The sequence below is a fragment of the Tunturiibacter empetritectus genome, from assembly GCF_013410875.1.
Lineage (GTDB): Bacteria > Acidobacteriota > Terriglobia > Terriglobales > Acidobacteriaceae > Edaphobacter > Edaphobacter empetritectus.
Map to the genome: position 1 here is coordinate 2575894 of NZ_JACCCU010000001.1, position 22351 is coordinate 2598244.

Here is a 22351-nt window from a genome sequence, read left to right on the forward strand (position 1 = left end):
TGTGAGAGCTGCTCTACGGCAACGGAAGAATTAAGCCAGACGCTCTCAGCGCCGCCAGAATTGATTGGTGCTTTTATTCTGAGGTGTGAAGATCGTCTTGCCGGGAACAATCAAGCTGATGTCTGTCCCGGCTTTGGGAGTGCTCGCGATCTGAAGCTTCGCTCCGAGGCGGGATGCTCGTTCACGGATGCCCTTCAGTCCGAAATGCCCAGCCTTCCCTTTTTGCAGGACGGTTTCGGGAATTCCCCGTCCGTCGTCGCAAATGTGCAGCGTCAGATCTTGCCTGCTCACGAGTTCAACGGTGATGCGCTTGGCACCAGAGTGATTGCATGCATTACGAATAGCCTCGAATGCAATCAGGTAGACCTCGTCTCTTGCTACTGGATTCATCTCGCGCTCGACAGCGTCTAATGAGAGCAAGAATTCGATATCATGGCTTGCGCGGAACTCTTCGACAACGCATCTGAGGGATGCTGTGAGATCGCTGAATTCTGTCGCGCGAAGAGATTCCAATGCGGTCCTCCCCTCCAGTGTCGCACGGCCAAGCCATTCAGAGACAAGATTGAGCGCGTTCCAAGTTCTATTGTGATCCGGTAAGTTGTCCCGCGCCCCGTCCACAACCAGTTTGCTTCCCTGAATTGTCTGTAGCAAGGTGTCATGCAGGTCGCGGGCGATGCGTGTCCGCTCTTCGAGGCGGTCGTTGAAGCGTATGCGCACGGCAGCCGCGTATTGGCGAACCCTTAAGAGATAAAGCGTATAGCCAAGTGAAACAGCAAGCAGAACGATGAGTGCGCGGAACCATAAGGTTTGGTACCACGTCGGTATGATAACGAAGCGAAGCACATCTCCCTGGTCGTTCCAGACTCCAGCGTTGTTGCTGGCGCGGACGATGAATGTGTAAGTTCCCGGACTGAGATTGGTATAGAAAGCGGAACGCCTTGGACCGACGTCCCTCCAATCTGGATCGTGACCCTCAAGCTTGATGCGAAATTGGACGCGCTGAGGCGAAACAAAGCTAAGGGCTGTGTAGTCGATCTGGATGTCACGGGTGTGGGGAGGCAGGCGTAGCTGGCCGCCCACGGAATACAGCGTATCGTGTGCGATAACCTGCTCAATGTGGACGGGCGGCATGTGCTGATTCAAATTGAGGTGATCGGGGTCGACCATCTGCACCACGCTGTCGTTGCTGAACCAGAGGCGCCCATCAGGGGAGCGCGACGCGCGCGGCGCAAACGTCGAACCTGCCGGCTGTGCACCACTGAAGACATCGAGGGTAAGCGTCTCGATTGCGGTCTCGGGATGAGCCCACCACCGCTCCAATTCAGCATTTTCTATCCGTACGAGCCCACAGTGACTGTACAGCCAAAGCGATCGATGAGCGTCTCTAACCATGGCGTAGATCGCACTGCATGGCAAGCCATTGCGTTCCGTGAGAAAGCGGAGAGTTCCTTGTCTCCAAGCAGCTAAGCCGGCGGGGGTAGCCAGCCAGAGGGAGTCAGGGCCGTCCTCAGAGATATCCGTTACGTGGCCGATGCTCGCGGTCTGCTTCTGAATGACGGCGTCGATTTGGCCGTCGCGATACCGGGTGAAGCCACTAGGAAGAAGCAGCCAAAGTCCTCCACCGGCGGCGGCGGATAGGTGATAGGAGTTTAGCGTTTGTGCAGCGTCCAACTCCTGAAATGCTCTCCCGTTGCGAAAGCCGACGATCCTGTACAGGTGAGCGGTTCGCACGGGACTGGCCCAGACGGTGTGATCCTCGGACTCGGTGAGAAACTGCACGACGCCAGTGGGCTTGCCTTCAAGATCGAGCACGGGAGTGAAGTGAGAGTTGCTATAGATAAAGAGAGAGTTGTCGACCCCTACCCAGAGATTGCCAAGATGATCCTGCAACATGGAGGTGACTTGCTGTCCGGGCAGGCCGTGGTGAGGAAGGATCGACGACACATGGCCGTCGCGCATGAAATCCAATGAGCCGACAGTCCCGACCCAGACCGTTCCATCCCTCGCGGCCAGGACAGAGCTTGCCTGATCGGAAGAAAGACCCTCGCGTTTGGAGAAGGTGGCGACCGGCAGATCGCGGAAACAATCGATTCCGGATGTTGTGGCAACCCAGATGTCGCCTTCGCGATCTTCGAAAAACCCATTGATCCCATCTCCGGTGAGACCAGCCGAACTGTCGTAGTGATCGATTTGATCGCCGTGTATACGATAGATCCCCTCATCCAAGGTGCCAACCCACAGATCTCCTGCGCGATCGGTGAAGAGTTCGGCCACTTTAAGTTTTGAGCTGTCGAAGCCGGGAAGTACAGGGTCCTTCAGCCGTCCATTGACAAGGTGCTGCAGTCCAAGACCCGGACCGGACCGATTCATGCCCACCCATGTCAAGCCATTGGCTGCGATCGCAATGGCCTCAACTCCGGAGAGTCCTTTGGCGGCCGCAAGCGCATTGACTCTGAAGGTGGTCGACGCCTCCGGCCGCCATCGGGCAAACGCGTCTGTAAGACCAAGCCAGAGATTACCCGCGGTGTCTTGCGCTAGGGGCCCTGCGTTGGGGGAAGCCAGGCCGTCTGCAACTCCATGGCAGTGGAGAGCAGAGCCAACCGCCTCGCACAAGGGGCCGAGATTGTCTTGAGTTCTGCTTCGGGTGAACCAGGCATTTCCGTCATCGTCAGTGACGACACTATTGATGCGAGCAATGGGACCGAAGTTGACAACCTCGCGGCCCGTCCAATGCGCCAGCCCCCGGCCGGTTCCAATCCAGAGCCCACCGTCTTTGTCAGGAGCTAATGAGAGGATGTTTTCCGAAGGCAGCTTTTGACCCGAGGGAGGAGTCCACTGAACAAAGCGGACGCCGTCGAAGCGGAATAATGCCCCTTGAGTACCAATCCAAAGGTAGCCGTCGCTGGTTTGTGTGAATCCCGAAGGTGTTCCAGAGAGAAAGCCATCTTGAAGCCGCCACGCGGTATGAGCGTACTGCGAGATATGGCGGGTGGGGTCAAGAGGCCACGCGGAAGAAGGAATGAGCCAAGCCTGTGCGCATGCAATCAAGAGCGCGCCTACGAGTTTCATTCTCTTCCCTCCTGAACGGCTGCTTCCTTGCGCGGGGCACGCCGAAGCGGATTTGCCGCGCCGAATGCGTTAGATCAGGCCGGATCACAATATCAGGAAGGTCCGGCTGGATCTAACTCAATTCAGGCGCAGGTCGTCACGAATTGGGTAACCCTAATATCAGATTCGCACAGGGCGCGGGTTTGAATCGTCGAACTCTCTCTTAGACGATTCGCCAGAATGGCTGCGTTTACCTTCATCTGGATTCTCATCATAACTCGCCGACAGAGTCTCAATAGCCTTCCTGGCTGCCCGAGCGACCGAGAATCTCTACTTGCGAGTTGCCTACCAATAAAGGAGCGCGAGGCGACAAAGGCCTTTACAGCGCATATGTTTCCCGCCGCAGGTTGCCGATCCTGTCCACAACCGCGCGGCTGGCAGAGAAAGTTTATGAGTAGAGTGCGACTTCGATTTGACAATGACAGACATTGAGATCAGTGATGCACCGACAGAACCATACCAAGAAGAGACATGCCGTTCCAAGCAATCTGCACGCCGATACACATCAGGACGAAGGCCATGACGCGCAAAATACCATGCACAGTGGCCGGTGAGACCGCCTTGATCAGCTTCGGCGCATAGCCATAGCACAAGTAAACCGATGTGCTCAAGACAGCTGCAGCTAAAGCTATTCCACCGTAGGCTTCGGTCTTTTCGATCAGCCTGCTGGCAGTCGCGTGCGCACTGAGTGTGATTGTCACAACAAGAGTTCCTGGGCCGGCCGTGATTGGGAAGGTGAATGGATAGAAAATCTTATCGTTCAGGTCTTCATTTTCAGTAGGTGCACTCCCCTCAATTTCTTGATGTTTGGCACGGTTTGCAGCGTTCGCATCTTTTTCGAACAGAAGCGCCCACGCAGTTGCCGCGATGACAATACCCCCAGTTACCTGAACAATTGGAAGAGATATGCCAAAGAAGGCGAGGAGCAAAGAACCTAGAAACTCGATGACGATAAGAAATCCAAATGTCGAGAACGCGATCTTCCGCGCCAATTGACGATAGACCTCCGCAGGTTCGTTCCTCACTAACCCAAGGAAGACCAGCGCAGATCCAATTGGATTAATGAGCGGGAGAAGCGCAGTCAGCGCGAGAATAAAAGACTTTGAGAACAGCACGTTGCACCCTCTGGAACACCTGTAAGATCGCTTCGCATCGCAAACGAACCACTGCGACGGCAGTCCTCACCTGACCGCGACTAAATTCTCGAGGCCCTTTCACTGATCCCTTCGTTAGGACGTATGCATTGGAGTGACAATAACGTTCCGACGAAACCACTCAAGGGATCCGAGTCAATTTGACCTAACTGTGATCATCGTTGAGGAGAGCGCTGCAACGACAGCCCATAGACTGCAGCCCCTGCACTGTACTTTTCTCCAGGGTCGCAGGGTGCTCACCTAAAGAAATCTCTAGTTCATAGCCTGAAGAGATTGCCTGCGCACCATCCTTAAAACGGGTATCAGATAGCTATGAGTGCGGAAAATGTCGCTAAGGCCAAATGATTGGGCTTTGCGGGCCAACCGTTCTTATTGATTGAGAGGCATTCCCTTGCAAAGTACACCGATCGCTGATTACGCCCTCTTGTCCGATTGCTGTTCCTCTGCTCTGGTGAACTCGCACGGTTCAATCGACTGGTTATGTATGCCAGACTTCGATTCTCAGTCTGTCTTCGGCCGGCTCCTCGATACGGACTGCGGACATTGGTCTATCTGTCCAAGGGATATTGTGCAGATAAGTCGAAAGTATGTGAAAGAAGCGATGGTTTTAGAGACAACATTCGTCGCGAAATCAGGGACCGCGGTTGTTACGGATGCCATGGCTCTTGGAAAGGGCGAGCGAGGACACGATCTTGGCCGTCGATCCCCACATGCTCTGTTGCGTTCAGTTGCTTGCACGAACGGCAACGTACATGTCGACTTTGAATACTCCCCACGCCCAGAGTACGGGCTTGTACTTCCGCTTCTAAAGCGCGTCAGCGGAGGACTGGAAAGCCGTGGAGGAGCGAGCATGTTTCTTCTCTCCACGCCAATCGATTTAGAAATTGTGGAGAGTGCTGCGCGCAACGAGTTCAAGCTCACATCAGGTCAAGCTCTTCACTTTTCCTTACAACATCGTTCGGTTCTCGACGAACGTCCGCCTTCGTGGAGCCAGACGGAGATTGCTGATCACTCGGCCGATACAGTGGAGGGCTGGCAGACGTGGTCTCAGCTGCATCAAAACTATCAGGGGCCCTGGAAGGAACTTGTCGCTCATAGCGGTCGTGTGCTCCAGGCTCTTACGTACTTTCCAACAGGAGCCATTGTGGCGGCGCCTACGACCTCTTTGCCGGAATCGGTTGGTGGGGACCGGAACTGGGACTATCGCTTCACCTGGGTTCGAGATGCCAGCTTTACGCTGGAGGCTCTGTGGGTTGCGGCCTGTCCGGATGAAGCATTGAAGTTCTTCAATTTTCTTGCGGAAGCAGCCCTGACGCAGGTCCGCAGAGGAGCGGACCTGCAGATCATGTTTGGAATCCGTGGTGAGCACGACCTCACCGAACGGACGCTGCCTCAAATGCGCGGATGGCGCGATAGCAGCCCGGTCCGCATAGGCAATGGCGCATGGAACCAGCGCCAGTTGGACGTTTATGGTGAATTGATGGGTGCTGTCTTTTTGCTCAGGCAACAGCTCAACGGTCTGGACGAGCTTACCGGCGAGTTCCTGGTCAGTATCATAGACGCAGCGGCCTCGCACTGGCAGCAAAAAGACCAGGGAATCTGGGAGATCCGCGGTGAGCCGCGACACTTTCTCTATTCCAAGCTAATGTGCTGGGTTGCTCTAGATAGAGGCATCCAAATGGCCGAACTCTTGCATGCTGCAGATAGGGTATTGTCTTGGAAACAGACTCGAGAAGAGATTCGCGAAGCAATTCTTTCACAAGGTTGGAGCCAGAAGGCCGGATCTTTCTCGCAAGCATTTGGGACAGATGACCTGGATGCATCCTCTTTGATGATCCCCATTGTCGGCTTTCTGCCAGCGGACGATGCGCGAGTTCTTTCTACTATAGAGGCAACTGTCACACACCTCACGGACCAGCATGGTCTCGTTTTTCGCTACATTGCACAAGATGGCTTGGCTGGCAAGGAAGGCTCCTTTCTTCTATGCACCTTCTGGCTTGCACAGTCACAAGCGATGTCAGGGCAGTTAGATCGAGCTAAGGTGACTTTCGCCAAGGCTGTCGGATTTGCCAACGACGTCGGATTGCTCTCCGAAGAGATACTTCCAGATACAAAAGAACTCTTGGGCAACTTTCCTCAGGCATTCAGCCACATCGGATTGATAAATGCTGCGTGGGCGATTTTTCAGCGTGAGAGCGGAGCATCTGAGTACGAACCCACTATGACTACCAGTGTCTCCACGGTCTAGGTTCATGAGGCAGGACTTCTCCAACGGATGTCCGGAATCGCCATCAGCGTGGGCAAGAATATCTAGAACATGGGAACGAGCTGATTCCCACTGTCAAGCCTGCTCTGGGCTCGGATGGCAGTCGCAGAGTTTCGCGTGGCAATGATCGAAGGCGCGAAGGAGATCATTCCTCCTTTTGGGGCATTCGGTCCCTGTCTAACGCGCGTCTCTGTAACTAGCTACTCAAGGATGGCCGCGTAGCGGGTAGGATACGAGTGGAGACGATCGTTAACGGTGCGTCTGCATCCTGCAAAGAACCCTAAAAGTAGAGTATGACTCGCGCTGAGTCTGCTTCCAATACAAAGCTGACAATGAAAATATCAGACAAGTTGCGAGGCAACATGATGAAGAGCCCACGCAAAGATTCTCTCTCGATGACCATCCGTATCGGTTAACCTGAGAGAGGGCGCTTTGTCATTCGTCCAATCAGCTTCAGAAGGCGCATTACAAGACTTGCGGGAGCTTTCTTGTATATCGCGTTTCCGGGGATGCGCAAAACGACCTCCGCCCCCTCTGGTGAACTGGAAACCTCGAGTTTGGCACCGATATGGGCGGACCTTTCGCGCATGCCGGTCAAACCGTAGTGGCCAGCCTTTCCGCTTTTCAAGATGCTCGAATCAATTCCTCTTCCATCATCGCGAATGCGAAGCAGAAGGTTGTTGTAGTAGGCTAGTTCGATGTCGATTCCATGGCCATTCGAATGAAGGCAAGCATTGCGAATCGCTTCATCGCCTATCCGATAGACCTCATCCCGTGCAATCGGATGCATTTCTCTGCATTTGCCTGTTACTGATATATTCACGGAGATGGCGCGATTGATTGCACAGTTCTCAAAAGAAGCACGGAGGGCTGCTGCGAGGTCATTTCCTTCGGTCGTTGAGTTGCGCAGCGAGTCTAGCGCTGCCCGTCCCTCCCTTGAAGCACGCTCTGACCATTCGGAGATACGTTGTGCAAACTTTTTAGCAGTTGGTTCGTGGATGGTATCGTTCGCCTGATCTGCAACCATCTTCATCCCTTGGATAGTTTGCAGCAGCGTATCGTGCAGATCGCGCGCGAGACGTGTGCGTTCCTCCAACCGTTCATCGAACCGTGCCTTCATCGCGGCTCGATACTGCCGTATCCTCATGAGGTAGATTGAGTATACCGTCGCCAACAACAAGAGAGTGCACAGTAGTCGAAACAAGACTGTCTGGTACCAGGCAGGAGGTACTGTGAAACGGAATAGAGCTCCGACAGAATTCCACACTCCATCGTTGTTGCAGGCGATTACCTGAAACGTGTAGTGGCCTGGGCGAAGGTCGTTGTAAAAGGCCTGACGGCGCATTCCAGCATCGATCCAGTTTCTGTCATGTCCGACCAGCCGGTAGCGGAATTTAACCTTCTCCGGCAAAACGTAGCTCAATCCCGCATAGTCAATTTCAGTGTCTCGCGGCGAGATCGGAAATTGGAGTCTGGTGCTCAGCGGCAGATCCTCGCGATCGACGATGATGCGCTCGATATGAACGGGTGGAGCAATCGAGTTGTATGGAATATTGTGAGGATCGACCACTTGGACGATGCTGCCGTTAGTCGACCAGAGGCGCCCGTCTGGAGCGATCGTCACGGCCGTGCTACCGCCTCCGAGCCCCGGCCTGACACCGTCGCGGAGGTCAAAGACAACCGTTCGCAGAAGGTGACTAGAACTGCGCCACCACTGTGCAAGCTCCTTGTCACTAACCCTTACGATGCCACACTCCATATAGAACCAGTGTGAACCTACGCGATCATCAACGATTGAAAATCCAGTATCACAGGGCATTCCGTCTTTCGTTGTTAAGCTTCGCGCTTCTCCATTCTGATATCGGTAGAGCGTATGTTCAACGCTCGAGATCCAAAGAGTGCCATCTGAGTCTGATCTCAAGCCGTAGACACTTCCGTTATAACCTTTGACGGGCTCGAATTGTCCATTGTGGAACCAGAACAAACCGTGAACATAACCACCGGCCCACAAACCACTTTCTGGATTGGGCGCTAAAAACAATGTTTGATTTCCGGGTGTCGGAAACCTAGCGACAACGCGAGCATCGTCTAGGCGATACAGTGCCTTCTCGCGCGATTGTTGATCGATATCCGATACCCATAACTGGTGTTGAGTATCCTGCGCCATTGCTGCAGCGTAGTGAATCTTCATGCCCTCCGGGCCGGACACCTCGATAACGTTTCCGGCTCGGTACGACAGTAGTTTCTCCCCGGCTGTGGCCCACATTCTTCTTTGTGAATCGTTGTAGAGCAAGTCGGTGTAAGAATCCGAAGAGTTCAGATGTGAGAAATCCTGACCCTGATAAACGTCGATGCCATGATCCATCCCAACCCAAACATGTCCGTCTGCGGCGGCCGCAATACTGGAAGCATCTTCACCCGATAGCCCTTGGTTTTCAGTAAAGGAGATAACCGGGAGATCGCGGAATTCGCCAATGCCGCCGCTTGTCGTCACCCAAAGATTGCCTTCCCTATCTTCAAAGATGCTATGCAAGGAGTTGCCGCTAAGGCCGTTCGTAGTGTCGTAGTGATCGAGTTTTCCGTCGCTGAGCTTGTAAAGACCGTTGGATTGACTCCCAATCCACAACGAATGGTCATGATCGAAGAAGAGACAGCTTACAGAAAGTGTTCTACCGTCAACTTCCGGGGTGACATAACTCTTCCATTGTCCATTGGAGAATTGCAGCAGCCCCCCTGACGGACCGTTATCACGCCGCCCCCCCATATCGTCCCGTTTTGATCCGCAACGAGCGCCAGCACATAGCTGAATGACTTGGAATGACCCACATTTAGAGGGTATGTCTGAGGCTTCTCCCCTGCTTGCCAGTGGCAGATGCTGTCTTCGCTGCCGACCCAAATCGACCCTGGCTTTTCAGACGCGATAGAGAATCCGCGTGTACACCCAAATCCGTCTCGCTTGCTGATGCAGGAGATGTGCAGATCACCTATTTTGCAGAACATCCTCGGCTGTCCGCCGGCCTCCCAGTCGCCTTGTCCCATCCAGATTTCATTGTCCGAGTCTTCGAGGAATGGCCCAGGTAGCCTCTGCTTCTCTGGATAGTCATAGACATGACCGTTGGTCACCCGCGCCAGCCCCAACTCTGTTCCCACGTACAAACTGCCATCGCGCGCGCCAAACAATTGTGAAACATCCTGACCGGGAAGCCGCTCGCCGACCGGAGGAGTCCAATGGGTGAAGCGAATACCATCGAATCGAAACAGGCCATTTGCTGTCCCAACCCAGATATAGCCGTCTGTTGTCTGGGCAATCGCCTTTGGTGAGCTATCGAGTCCACTCTCGCCAATGCGCCAAATCTTGTGTCCATACTGCGCAATCCGGGTCGACGGGTTCAGCGCCTGCGCCGGACGACCACAGGCCAGAAGGAGGCACAGGGCTACGAGCATAGCTCCCAGCCGTGACGGAGGACACGAAAGTGTCACATCACTCGATGTGTTCGCTCCGCTTGTAATCCGCACAGCTGACCACAGACGCAGGTTCTCCACTGATCCCAATCCTAAGCATTCTGGCGGCAGGTCAACCTGTAGAAAACTCCAGCTGTCGACGATTTAACGAGACGCTTCGTCGACTAGCAAATCTTTGGCAAGCTTGCAAAGACAGGAACTTTCTGCCTTTCGTCACTCAGAGAACACTTGCAATTTTGTTGATTGAGTTCGCGGTCTACTCGCCGTGTAGGACAGACCTGCAGAAATATGTAGCTCCAGTCCTGTTGCTTCTGATCTCCCGGAGGCGCACGAAATCCTTGAGATTAAGGTTCAACGCGGTAGCAACGCTTTGCGCCAGCCCTCTGGACTGGACGCCTTTTTGACTGAGGTACGCCCACCATGGAAACGCTTCGCCAAGCAGTCGCTTCGCACGAAAGTCCGAAGTCACCGTTTCTCGTTAGACCTGCAGACGATTCATCGGCAACCCGCGATGAGAAAGGGCTGATCGGCTCCATCCTCGCCGGAAATACGAGTCTTTACCATGATCTCGTCCGGCCCTACGAGACGCTTGTCTACCGCATGGCATTCGTGATGCTCCGGAACGAAGCCGATGCCGAAGACGCCGCTCAGGAGACCTTTCTACGGGCGTATCGCAAGCTAGCAAGCTTTCGGTCTGAATCTAAATTCAGCACCTGGCTCACCAGCATTGTCCTGAACGAGGCTCGCGCCCGCTTACGTCGTCGAAAAGGGGGGCTTGCCGTTTCTTTGGACTCTCTTTCGAATCAGGCATCGCTGTCACCTGCTCGATACGTCTGCGACAAACAGGAGAGTGTTCTACTGAGCCTGGAACGGGCTGAGTTGCGATCTCAGTTGCAACGAGCAGTTGCGGACCTTCCAGCGATCTACCGAGATGTGTTGCAGATGCGCCTTCTCGATGAATGCAGTGTCCGCTGTACGGCGCAGGCGCTTAAGTCAACGGAAGGGGTGATCAAAGCTCGCCTTCACCGCGCTCGCCGGATGCTTCAGAGACGGTTCGATGCAAATCGGACTCGGGAGAAGACCTTCCATGCCATCGGAGATTGTTGAACGTGCGTTGCCTGCCAGGAACTTCCGCCGCTTTGCAATTGGGAAGGAAACTGGAAAACTTAGCTTCAAACAGTCTGCTCACAGACCCAAGACAAACTCGTGTGTACGATGATTCAATCACGCTCGCTGATGCGTGACTTGCGTTGGGTGCACGAAATTCTACGTGGGAAAAAGACTGGTAGATACCTATGTTTTTCTATGGGCGTGAAATTCTTCATGCCACCTATGCTTACGGAATGTGCAATATGTACGCGCGTGCCGAATTACGCTGGAGTCCCCTCAATACACCCGTTGGGTGCCTCAGAAGCTTGGGTCAGCGCAAAGGTAAGAATGCGGCCGCGGGGTACGAGGGAAAGGCACGCTTCCGTAACACGTGTGATTTGATCGAAAAAACGTGGACGAGATTCGTATTATTTTGCGCCTGCTCTATGATCATGACATCTTCAGCGCGCGCAACAGACCACAGCCCCTTGTTCAGTTATGCGACGCCTATTAATGCCGAAGGGGAGTTCAGTTTCGACACTGGACTCTTTGGCCGTACCGGATCTGGGGGAACTCAGTTTTCAACTGGGTCAGGGTTTGGGTATGGCCTTAGGCCGCACGTCACTATCAACGCCTTTCTACCTGCCACATTCGGAACGGGCAATCTACCAGAAAGCCGAATCATGAGCGGTTCTGAATGGGCAACGGGTGTGTCTTGGCGCTTTCTCGATTCCGTCATTGGCGTGGGACGTCGGCTGGAGTCAACAGCGTCCGTAAGCGCAGTTGCGTCAGGTCCACAGTCTGCCACGGGCATACTTGGCGATCTGCATCGAGCGCCCGGTGTTGCTGGAACGTTAGCAGCGGGAATGACTTCGCGGAGTCAATATCTTTGGGTAGGCTGTGGCTACACGCGTTATGCCAATGCTTCACATGACAGAAGACCTGACACAACATCTTGGAGCGTGGCATATGGTTACCGGCCGTCCAAGCTACGCCGAGGCGTCGATCAATGGGATTACCGTGGATTTATGGAGTTAGCCGGCGAACACACTGGAGAGGTGAAAAGCAGTGGAACGATCCTGCCGAACAGCAGTTCTACCACGGTGTGGCTTGGACCTTCCGTCTTGGGGATCTTTAAGGAATTCGCAGTTGAGGCCGGGGTCCAGGGTCCAATCATTCGTGATGAATCGGATGTTATTTATGGCCGTGAGCGCATTCGTTTCGGAGTCAACCTCAGCTATCTCAAATACTCGTCGCGGAGTCGCTCTCGTTGAAGGGATTGGTGATGAAGATCGCAATTGCCGGAATCCTTGGAATGTGTGCGCTGACCGCTCAGGGCCAGTACAAGCAGATTAATTTGACTGTCTTCGGAATGGACTGTCCTCCGTGCGCCTTCGCAATCCGGCTCTCTATGAAGAACGTCCGTGGGGTCAGCGGCGTTGATGTCGACCTGAACAAGGGGCTGGTCGCGATCAAATTGACAGCTGGAAGTACAGCTGAGCTGAGACAGTTCAACGAGGCCGGGAAAAGAACGGCTTCGCACATCAAGATGCAGATGTGCTTGTTGAGGGTGTTCTATCAGGCTCGCCGAAAGCGCCGCTCCTGCAGGTAACGGGCACAAACGATCGCTACGCACTAATGCCGTTCGCTCAAGGAGTCGATGTTACATCCCTATTGGGAAAGTCGATAATCGTACAAGGTGTATTACCTCAGTCGGCGAAAGGTAAGGTTCCGGTCACCCTTCGATACAAGACGATCGCGGTGCCCCCAATGACGACTTCTTCGCTTCTAATGCCAGCGATCAAGCGGGTTCGCCAGGCATCGCTGATGAACTATCTATCATTGTTCGGGTCCTTCAGCACGCTCCTTTGCTGCGCCTTACCTTCGTTGCTTGTGTTGATGGGGATGGGAGCCACTGTAGCTTCCGCACTCTCAGTCGCTCCATGGCTTGTGACGATGTCGAAGCATAAAGTGTGGACGTTCGCTATCGCCGGCATACTCATCAGCATGAGCTTCATGATGACGTATTGGATGGCTCCTCGGATGAGAGAGGGGGAAGCTTGCATAGAAGATGATCCGACGATGTGCGGGCGAGTAAGCAAGTTCAGCCGTATGCTGCTGTGGGGTTCAGCTACGATTTGGTCTTTCGGTTTCTTCATGGCCTACGTCCTGGGGGGCATACTGGAGTGGTACCAATTTGTATGGTTTCGCCTGCTGTGTGGCCTCCTTGTGATTGCAATCGGCTGCTGGCTATATCTGTATCGACTCCGCCTCCGAGCTGCATCGATGAAGATGCGCTTTGATGAACGGCTCGAAGAGAGGTCTCGTCTAGCGCGCGATCTGCACGATACATTGCTGCAAACCATTCAAGGTGGAAAACTCGTCGCTGACAATGAAAAGAATAATGTGCAGGAGCCCGCGGCAAAGATTGCTCTTCATCGTCTCTCTTCCTGGTTGGAGCGAGCTGTCCTTGAAGGCAGAGCTGCTTTAGACTCTCTTCGCGTTTCTACAACCGAGAGCAATCACCTCGCCGGCTCTTTGCGTGAGGCTTTCGAAGGCTGTAATGCTCAGATGGAGTTGGAATTGTTAGTGATAGGTGCGAACAAAGAAATGCATCCAATCGCACGAGATGAGGTTTACAAAATTGGACATGAAGCCATACTGAACGCCTGCAATCATTCCAGAGGTAAACGTCTCATCGTCGAGCTTGTCTACGATCAAAATATGCTCCTGCGAATCCAAGATGATGGCGAAGGCATCGCCCCACACATCCTGCAAGCCGGCAGATCGGGCCATTACGGGTTGATCGGAATGCGCGAGCGAGCTGCTCGTATCGGAGCAAAGCACACGGTCGTGTGTTCGGAGACAGTACAATAGTTACCTTGTTTGTGCCAGGCGAGGCGATCTTCATCGCCTGATCTGGTCTGACTGTTGTACATATTTCCAAGTGAGGATCAATGTCAACAAGCTCTACTGTCGTTGATTGCTGCGGAGCGGTCGCTGAGCCGGACGGAGCGGAAGATTCTGACCGACTACGCCGCCGAGATAGTGTCGTTCGCTTTTGTAAGGCATAGAGTGCTGGTCTTGGAACTCGGAGCTGGAGCAACCGCCAAGACACCCGAGTCTATAAATCGATGCGTTCGTCATCTCGAGCATGGCCATCACATGCGGTTTCATATTTCCCTCGCGCGAACGGAAGACCACGGTCATAGAGGTTTAGGGCTGAGGATCTTCGCTAGAATGATTCCGATCATCCAGTCACAGACCATACTTCTATTGTTGGTCTTAATGTCCTGGGAGCACCCCCAAACTTAGGGATTTTACCTGCCTAATCTAGTAGGCGCTGTTTCTAACCGGGTGTTTCCGGCTTCAAATGCTGGTTCGAGTAAACCGAGCACTACCCCGATCAATGTGAGTGAGATAGTTGATCACTAGAGCGACTAGTCTTTGTGGGGATCAGCTTTCGATTGGAAGGGCTCACCTAGCCAGTCGCGAAGTCTCCTGGACGGATTTTTGTAGATTGCCTGACCCGGTATGACAACAGATATAACCGTACCACTCTGAGGAGAGCTTGAGATGTTGAAGTTGCCCCCCATAAACAAGGCACGCTCACGCATCCCTGCCAAGCCGAAATGACCCGGCTTGCCGCTACGCAGAACGTCCTCGTCGACACCGTGTCCGTTGTCTCGCACCGTGAGGTAAAAGCGTCTTTTATATTCGAGTTCGACCCATAAATGACGCGCTCCAGAGTGGGCACATGCGTTACGGATCGCCTCATAGGCAATTCGATAAACCTCGTCGCGTGCAATCGGATGCATCTCCCGAATCGCGCCTACCGTCGAAATGCTGATAGCCATTCTGGCACCCCGGATGCAATCATCGGCCACGCGATGAAGAGCTCCTACCAGGTCATTGGCCTCGACCGAGGAACTCCTCAGGGCTTCCAGTGCAGCTCGACCCTCTATGCTCGCACGGTCAAGCCATTCGGAGAGTCGATCCAACGCGCGACCGATTATACGTGGATTATCTAGATGTTCCCGCGCATTGTCTGCAACCATCTTGCTGCCTTGAATCGTCTGAAGGAGCGTGTCGTGAAGATCCCGTGCGAGCCTAGTCCGTTCTTGCAATCGTTCGTCGAAGCGCTGTTTGAGAGCCTTGGCGAACCTACGCAACCTATATACATATGCGAGAAATACGAGCACGAGCAATAAGAGCACCACCAAGGCCCGGAACCAGAGAGTTTGGAACCATGCTGGTGGCACTGTGAATGCAAGTTCCGTGCCCCGCCAGTTGCATACCCCGTCATTGTTGCAAGCGGTAACGTGAAATACATAAGGACCCGGCTTCAAATCGTTGTAGAACGCCTGGCGCCGTCGGCCAACCTCTGTCCAGTTAGAATCGTGGCCATCCAAACGATAACGAAAGCGCACCCGTTCGGGGATCACATAGCTCAAAGCAGCATAGTCGAGTTCGATCTGACGCGGGTGCACAGGCAGTTTCAGATGTTGACCGACCGAAACGTCGTTGCCATCGACGATCAGCCGCTCCAGCTTTACCGGTGGGGGCAATTCATTGAAGGGTAAGTGTTGCGGATCGATGATCTGGAAGTCATAGTCGCTGGCGGACCAAATCTTGCCATCAGGAGTTTGCGCTGGGTTTCCGTTTGAGAGATTTGGTCGTGCCCCTTCGAGCGCATCGAAGACACGAGCATGGACACGCTTGGCAGGATTTTGCCACCACGCGGCAAGATCGGAATAAGATACACGCACGATGCCGCAATGGAGATAGAACCACTTGAATCCGCGACCGTCGTCGTGAATGTTGACCCCACTGTTGCACGGCATCCCAGAGGCCATCGTCAAGCTTCTCGCCTGCCCCTCGAAGTATCGAATAAAACCTTGCTGCGTCACGATCCAGAGAGCGCCGTCTGAATCCTCCATAAGGTTCTCAACTCTGTCGTTGAAGCCGCCCGCGACTACATGTTCAAATCGGCCGTTACGAAACGAGAACAGGCCATGCACTGATCCGCCTATCCAAATTCCTCCCGCCGCGTTGGGGGCAAGAGCGTTCATCACTTGTTTTCCCGCAAAATAGGACACGTCGAATCGGTCTATCACCCGATAGTTGCGAATCTGGATCAGGCTGGAATTGTGAGTCTCCAGATTTTCTACAGATGCCCAGATGTCATGCACGTGATCCTCAGTGATGTAAACGACGTAATCGCCTTTTCCAGTCGGAAATCCAGGAACTTCGGAAGCGATCCGCTGATCTCGCTTAACAAAGAGTCTATCCCCAGAACCGATCCAGACATTGTCTCGTAAATCCGTGAAAAGGAATTGCACATCTTCCAGCAGCCGGCCTTTATTGTCCCTTAGTTGAATCAGGGTCTTTCCCGATAGTTGAGCCAGTGTGCGGCTCCCCATGTAGACCGATCCTCTACGATCCGTCGCAACACCGTTTGCATGGTCCGCGAGCGAACCTTCACTAGCCGTGAAACTTATAACCGCGTAATCCCTAAAGTGATCAATGCCCTTCGGGGTGACAACCCAAATTCCTCGTTCGTGGTCCTCGAAGATCGAAAGAACGTTGCGGTCGCTAAGACCGTCTATCGCGTCAAAGTGATCCAGACGTCCATCGACAACTCGATAGAGACCCTTATCATCCGTTCCAATCCATAGAGCTCCATTCTGCTCTGGAAGGAGCGCGGACACCGAGAAGGTACGGCCGTCTATTCTTGGAACTGTGTAGGAGGTCCAGTGTCCGTTTGTTCGACGGAGGAGACCGGCACCGTGCCCGCTTCGTTTCATCCCAGCCCAGAGCTCACCATCCGTGGTGCTGGCCAGACTGGTGATCGTGTTCAACCCTCGACCACTTGAAAGCGATGGAACAAGTTCAGTATCGGGTCTTGTACCTGGCTTCCAGCGGCAGATGCCCTCAGCGCTTCCCACCCAAAGAAAGCCGTCGGAGCTTGTCGTATTCGACACGCCCCTGATGCAGGAAAATCCTTCACTCTTTCCGAAACAGATGAGATCTGTCTCTCCCACCTTACAGAGTGCACTTGGATTGCTGTGGGCTCCACTGATACCCATCCACAGGCCGCCGTCATGGTCCTCCACGAATGGACCCGGCCAACGCGGACTTCCAGGATATGTGTAAACATGCCCATCTCTGATTCTTGCGAGACCTCGATCTGAGCCCACGTAAAGCGATCCGTCACGCGTCCCAAAGATGTGCCACAAAGAGATGCTGGGAAGAGCCTCGCCGGCTAGTGGAGTCCATTTTGTGAATCGCATGCCGTCAAAGCGATACAAGCCATTTTCCGTACTGACCCAAATGTAGCCATCCGCGGTTTGAGTAAGAGCCTGCGGAGTACCCATCAAGCCGGCGTCGCCCGTGCGCCACGCCCGATGAGCTAGCTGCGTCAGCCGTGTCGTAGGTTCGACAGACTGTGCTCTAGGTGGAGCGAAAATCAGAACCAGCGTTGCGACCAGAAGAGCCTTTGCCCGGACGTTCATACTCTGACACTCATTTCGTTTTGGGCGAAGGTAGCTCAAATCTGGAGCAAACCCCGTCGCAAAGCGATCGTAACCGCATGCGTCCTGTCATTCGCTTGCAGCTTGTCGACGATATTTTTGATGTGAAAGTTAACGGTCGTCTCCGAGATCGACAATTGATCGGCGATCTGCTTGTTCTTGTTTCCTTCGCGGATCAGTTCAAGGACTTCCAACTCGCGCGGCGTCAGATCCTCCTGCCCCATATGCTCTGCCACACTGCTGGCTACGTCGGATGGAATATGCTTACGTCCCGTTGACACAGTTCGGATAATCCTCAGCAGCTCATTCTTCGGCGTGCTCTTAAGGACATAAGCGGTAGCACCCGCGCGGAGCGCACGTTGAATCTCGATGTCCCCGCTTGAGGTGGTCAGCATCATGATCTTTGCGTGAGGAAACTCGCTTCGGATGGCGATCAAGGCTTCTGTGCCACTTGCGCCGGGCAGTCTCTGATCCATTAAGATTACATCCGGCCTGGTCCGGCGATATTCTTGTAGTGCCTCCTCTGCGGTCGATGCCTGAGCCACGGTCTCCATGTCCGCTTCCGCTGCAATGATCATGTTGAGCCCTTCACGGAATACGGGGTGATCTTCAACGACCATGATTCGAATTTGTCTGGGTGTAGGCATGCTCTCCTCTCGCGATGTAACCATTATTGAACGCTTTGGCAGAACCACTTTCAAGCGACCTGAGCGCGCGATCACTCTCCCCAGCCGCCCCATCAAGCCATCCTGAGACCTGATTCAAGGCATCCGTGGTTTCTGTCCCATCTGCTCTCCGTCGCACCTGATCAATGACGGATTTGCTGTGACAAATCATTTGCTCCAGATGGGGGTGGATCGACTTAGCAATTACCGTGCGCTGCTCAAATCGTTGAGAGTAGGTATAGTCGAGCGTCCGTTCGTAGCGGCGAATACCGCGCCGGTACATCAAATGCAGGCCCAAACCAAGAGCGGCAACTATGGAGATTCCGACGGAGTACAAGACGAAAAGAGAGAGATGAAGTGTTTCCATTGTCCCAACCCCCTAGCGACTTCGAACTTCGCCAGTCAAGGCAGATTCGTGGTCTCACAGTAAGTAGAGCCACACTTCCTAAAATTGAAAACCGACACAGTGAATCATCACGACCAAGCGTATAGGGTGGTAAGAACGCCGCAAAGTCACTTTCCACAGTGTCCTGCCTGTAGTTCTCCACAGTCTCAGCCTTACCGAAATCCTGATCCGATTTTGCACAGTTCTCGGTTTTGGATTGCTTATCTGCCCCGGAGATTGGATTCGACTTCCTCTGAAATCGAATGACAATCGCAGGTCGATGCCGATTCTTGGGCTGCAGATTGCGTGGCCTCATGGGATTCGTAACCAAATTATGGCTGCGACTACATCTTTCACAGCGGACCTTTCGATCTTTCGGAGAATGCGCTGAAGTAACGAAAGTACAGGATGCCTGCACGTATACGTCTCCACCCGGTTCATTAGATACCAATGAAATCTTTGGTGCCTGTAGAAAGGAACAGGTTTAGTACTCTTCGATCCGGGGGGGTGTTTGGTCCCTGCGGAGTGGATGCTTACTCCAGAATGGTGATCCAACCCGCCGACGCATTCGCTGCTTCCTTCGAGCACAATACCATTGGAGAAAAACGATGAAGATTCAAAGAATCATTGTCCTGTCCGCTGTTCTGGCATTGCCTGCGATGTCCTCTATAGCTCAGTCTGGCGCGATCCTAGCGACCGGGACTTTTCACGGTATTGTGCACAAGGCCTCAGGCCGGGCGACTGTATACCAGGCCACGGGAAGGAACTTCCTTACCAGCATGGTCGAACGGGTTGACCTCGGACCGCTCAAAGTCAACGAGGGCGATCAGAACTACGTCTTCCTGCGGAACCGATCTTGCCAAGTATAAGTCTTTTGCGATGTTCTGCGAGCGCTTTGACAACTTTGGCGCGAGATCACTCGAAAAGTAGGTCGCCGTGCGCATAGCGCGGATTGCTCTGTTCTCCCACTATCTCACTAGGAGATCCAACATGACGTCTTCCTCGACGAACGCGACATCAAAGCGAATTGTTCTAGGTGTTATTGGAGTGCTTATTCTCGCGGTGCTTTGGTTTGCCTTTCGCCCCGAGAAGCTTTTCATCAACAAGAAGGTGAATGAAGCCCATCCCGCCCAAGCTGCAGGTCAACTCACCCCGCTGTTGACAGGACGATTTGTTGGAGAGATCCATAAGACTTCTGGCCGAGCTACCGTGTATCAGCAAGCGGATGGCAGCCGTGTCTTGCGATTGACCGATTTTTCTACTTCCAACGGACCTGCCGTGCACGTGTTGTTGATAGACGGGACGTCCATCGACCCGACAAAAGACTTTGCTCTGGCGGCCGTGAAGAACGTTGATCTTGGTGATCTGAAAGGAAATCAAGGAGATCAAGACTATATGGTCCCCAAGGGGGTTGATCTCAAGACGTTCGCTACGGTATCGATTTATTGTGAACGCTTTCACGCCAACTTCGGTGCCGCGAAGCTCGAGGAATTCTAAAGCCGCAATGGTGTTCTGATTCGAAAGGATTGCTTCATCGCTGAGCGAGTGATTCAGACTCTCTCGGACACCGAGTCAGCAGGCCATTGTTCTTTATCATTCCTCCAGAAAAGCCGGATATTGCCGCAACAAAGAAACGGAAGAGTCGTGATCAAATTTGATTCGAATGAGTGCTCCGATCTTGATGGCCTGAAGACGAAGGAGTGGTTGGTAACGAATGGTCTGGGTGGGTATGCGTCGGGCACAATCGCCAGCATGAACACCCGGCGATATCACGGTTTGCTTGTGGCTTCAATGGAGGCTCCTCTAGGAAGGCTCGTTCTCCTTTCGCAGTTGGAAGATACCCTTATAGTCGATGGAGCTCGGTTCCCCCTATCGACCAACCTGTATTCGGAGAATATTGTTCATCCTTCGGGCTACCTAAACCTTGTAGGCTTCCGACTCGATCCGGATCCGGTCTTCACCTACAGCAATGGAGGGTGGGAGATCACGCGAACTGTATCGATGGTTCAAGGTCAAAACACCACCATAATCGAATATGCACTTGGCAAAAGAGGCTCGGGAAAACATTTCTTTCTCGAGGTGAGACCTCTGATCGCCTTTCGCGGATATCATGCGGCCACCCATGAGAATCAGGCCATCAATCGGTGGGTGGATCAGGGGAACGGAACTCTAACTTTGCAACCATACCAAGGATTGCCGAAGCTTCACATCGCGCATGACCCCGCAGAAGTGCAAGTGGATGGCTACTGGTATCGGGAATTTGAATATGAACGAGAGAAAGAGAGAGGGCTTGACCATAAAGAAGACCTGTTCAGTCCACTACTCCTAACGACGAGTCTGGACAGTGAAAACTGTTTTAGTCTTATCGCTTCCACTGAGCTCCAACCGATCTCACGATTGGCCCAATACAAACAGGTAGATGTCGCCCGTGGATGGAAGTCGCCCAACACCGCCAACCAAGGCTCTGGGCGTTCCGATCTGAATTCCCTTCTTGAAAAAGCAGCGGGACAGTTCACCATTACCAGAACGCCATTTACATCGACTATCGCCGGCTATCACTGGTTCGGAGACTGGGGCAGAGATACGATGATCTCTTTGCCGGGTTTGATGCTTGCCACGGGTAAGCACGAGTTGGCAAGAGAGATTCTGCTTCACTATGTACAGTTTATTGATGGGGGTATGCTACCGAATCGCTTTCCCGACGCGGGCGAACAGCCCGAATATAACACGGTAGATGCAACCCTTTGGTTTTTTGAGGCGATTCGACAATACGTCGCTTACGAAAATTGCCCTACATGGCGCTCGCAAGCTACTGCTTTACTCGAGGAACACCTGTACGTTCCCCTCAAGGAGATCATCCGGTTTCATGTTGAGGGAACGCGCTTCGGCATCCATGCTGACGAACAGGGGTTCCTCTGGGCAGGCGATCCAAGCACGCAGCTCACGTGGATGGATGCCAAGGACGGTGATGTCGCCTTTACACCGCGGCATGGACGACCAGTCGAGATCCAAGCTCTTTGGTACAACGCATTGCGTACGATCGCTTCCTTCGGAGTTTTACTTGGAGATCAGAATGCGGTCGAGGACTATAACGCCCTTGCAGACCGCCTGCAAAATAACTTTCTTCGCGTCTTCTGGAACGAACAGCGCGGATGTTTATTTGACGTAGCTAGGGGTGAAGAGCGCGACGCGTCTCTCCGCCCCAACCAGATTTTTACTGTAAGCCTTCACTATCCACTCATTATCGGAAAGCCCGCAGCACAGGTCATCCAAAGGGTGGAAGAAGAGTTGTTGACTCCATACGGTCTACGGACGCTTTCGCGGGACGACCATCAATATCGTGGCAGCTACGAGGGAGATGGCTGGAGCCGGGACGGCGCCTATCATCAAGGAACCGTATGGCCATGGCTCGCCGGACCGTTTTTCTTTGCGAAATTGGCAGTGAGTGAGTCTCCTGCAGCTACGATGAGCGAGATTGAGCGCTGGCTTGATGGTTTCACGCCGCACTTGCGGGATGCTGGCCTGGGGCAGGTCTCAGAGATCTTCGAAGGAGACCATCCGTTCTTTCCTCGCGGATGCATTGCCCAGGCATGGAGCGTTGCAGAGATTTTGAGACTTGCAAGTCGCGTAGCAGCAGAAACTCCCGGAGACCATGAGTGAATCTCGACCTCCGGCTAACTCTCTGTTTA

General features: G+C 53.5%; 13 protein-coding genes. 6 read left to right on the forward strand and 7 right to left on the reverse strand.

Features of this window, described 5'->3' with window-relative positions; genetic code table 11:
- Positions 1 to 45: 45 nt before the first annotated feature.
- Together HDF08_RS10885 and HDF08_RS10890 are read right to left on the reverse strand one after the other, a co-directional pair.
- On the reverse strand, positions 46 to 3069 hold the full coding sequence (locus HDF08_RS10885; RefSeq protein ID WP_179638472.1) for a sensor histidine kinase: 3024 nt from the start codon (positions 3067 to 3069) through the stop codon (positions 46 to 48).
- A gap of 473 nt (positions 3070 to 3542) precedes the next feature.
- A complete protein-coding gene (locus tag HDF08_RS10890) occupies positions 3543 to 4223 on the reverse strand; it encodes a MarC family protein (RefSeq protein WP_179638474.1) in 681 nt (226 codons plus the stop codon).
- A 430-nt stretch (positions 4224 to 4653) separates the two neighbouring features.
- On the opposite strand from HDF08_RS10890, the gene HDF08_RS10895 reads away from it, so the two are divergent.
- On the forward strand, positions 4654 to 6510 hold the full coding sequence (locus HDF08_RS10895; RefSeq protein WP_179638476.1) for a glycoside hydrolase family 15 protein: 1857 nt from the start codon (positions 4654 to 4656) through the stop codon (positions 6508 to 6510).
- Between the two features lie 430 nt (positions 6511 to 6940).
- Here HDF08_RS10895 and HDF08_RS10900 read toward each other — a convergent pair whose 3' ends face one another.
- Both HDF08_RS10900 and HDF08_RS10905 read right to left on the reverse strand, forming a co-directional pair.
- Complete coding sequence (locus tag HDF08_RS10900) at positions 6941 to 9292, reverse strand: sensor histidine kinase (RefSeq protein ID WP_179638478.1); 2352 nt, start codon at positions 9290 to 9292, stop codon at positions 6941 to 6943.
- The gene (locus HDF08_RS10905; RefSeq protein ID WP_179638479.1) at positions 9184 to 9972 is read right to left on the reverse strand and encodes a ligand-binding sensor domain-containing protein; all 789 of its coding nucleotides are present in this window, start codon (positions 9970 to 9972) and stop codon (positions 9184 to 9186) included. Before HDF08_RS10905 ends, HDF08_RS10900 begins: the two co-directional genes overlap by 109 nt.
- A 552-nt stretch (positions 9973 to 10524) precedes the next feature.
- Between HDF08_RS10905 and HDF08_RS10910 the strand changes: the two genes are divergently transcribed.
- The 3 genes from HDF08_RS10910 (at position 10525) to HDF08_RS21675 (ending at position 13956) form a co-directional block, all read left to right on the forward strand.
- Positions 10525 to 11097, forward strand: coding sequence for a sigma-70 family RNA polymerase sigma factor (locus tag HDF08_RS10910; protein WP_373563177.1), 573 nt, complete (start codon positions 10525 to 10527; stop codon positions 11095 to 11097).
- A gap of 1267 nt (positions 11098 to 12364) precedes the next feature.
- A complete protein-coding gene (locus HDF08_RS10915; RefSeq protein WP_257030965.1) occupies positions 12365 to 12691 on the forward strand; it encodes a heavy-metal-associated domain-containing protein in 327 nt (108 codons plus the stop codon).
- A 179-nt stretch (positions 12692 to 12870) separates the two neighbouring features.
- Entirely contained in the window at positions 12871 to 13956 is a 1086-nt protein-coding gene (locus tag HDF08_RS21675; RefSeq protein ID WP_257030966.1) for a sensor histidine kinase, read from the forward strand.
- A 563-nt stretch (positions 13957 to 14519) separates the two neighbouring features.
- Here HDF08_RS21675 and HDF08_RS10925 read toward each other — a convergent pair.
- From HDF08_RS10925 to HDF08_RS10935, 3 genes are all read right to left on the reverse strand, one after another.
- Complete coding sequence (locus tag HDF08_RS10925) at positions 14520 to 16940, reverse strand: sensor histidine kinase (protein ID WP_179638483.1); 2421 nt, start codon at positions 16938 to 16940, stop codon at positions 14520 to 14522.
- Between the two features lie 689 nt (positions 16941 to 17629).
- Positions 17630 to 18232, reverse strand: coding sequence for a response regulator transcription factor (locus HDF08_RS10930; protein WP_257030967.1), 603 nt, complete (start codon positions 18230 to 18232; stop codon positions 17630 to 17632).
- Entirely contained in the window at positions 18222 to 18644 is a 423-nt protein-coding gene (locus HDF08_RS10935) for a hypothetical protein (protein WP_179638487.1), read from the reverse strand. Before HDF08_RS10935 ends, HDF08_RS10930 begins: the two co-directional genes overlap by 11 nt.
- Positions 18645 to 19652: 1008 nt before the next feature.
- On the opposite strand from HDF08_RS10935, the gene HDF08_RS10945 reads away from it, so the two are divergent.
- On the forward strand, positions 19653 to 20159 hold the full coding sequence (locus HDF08_RS10945) for a DM13 domain-containing protein (protein WP_179638491.1): 507 nt from the start codon (positions 19653 to 19655) through the stop codon (positions 20157 to 20159).
- A 48-nt stretch (positions 20160 to 20207) separates the two neighbouring features.
- Complete coding sequence (locus tag HDF08_RS10950; RefSeq protein WP_179638493.1) at positions 20208 to 22322, forward strand: amylo-alpha-1,6-glucosidase; 2115 nt, start codon at positions 20208 to 20210, stop codon at positions 22320 to 22322.
- Positions 22323 to 22351 lie beyond the last annotated feature (29 nt).